The sequence below is a fragment of the Bacillus paranthracis genome (assembly GCF_001883995.1).
GTDB classification, from domain to species: Bacteria; Bacillota; Bacilli; order Bacillales; family Bacillaceae_G; genus Bacillus_A; species Bacillus_A paranthracis.
This window is the reverse complement of record NZ_MACE01000034.1, coordinates 1-331: the sequence shown is the minus strand read 5'-3', so window position 1 is coordinate 331 and position 331 is coordinate 1. Positions and strand designations below refer to the sequence as shown.

The following is a 331-nucleotide window of genomic DNA, read 5'->3' as shown; positions in this document are numbered from 1 at the left end:
ACCCGTACCCTTAACCCCACCACTCTCCAAATTCGAGATCCTACTCTGAATACTCGCCTTTGAGGCATCATGGGCTTCTTGGAATTTCCCGCTATAGTTCGTTCCAGTTCTAACGACACTTCCATCTGGCAGTATTTCTACACCTTTAAAGATTGGGGATATGGAGTCCGCACCTTTTGCTAGTTTAATTTCAATTATATAATACTAGTAATTTCTGTTAACCTTAATTCATAAAAATAATTTTTAAACATTTATAACATGCCTATCTAATAAAAAAGCGCTTGTTGTCTTTCGTAGACAATCAAGCGCTTTAAGTTCATTTGTTTTTAAG

General features: G+C 36.3%; 1 pseudogene. It reads right to left on the bottom strand.

From position 1 onward, the window contains the following. A pseudogene (locus BAQ46_RS31075) lies at window positions 1-198 on the bottom strand (HNH endonuclease); the annotation flags it as partial. Between the last annotated feature and the right edge of the window lie 133 nt (window positions 199-331).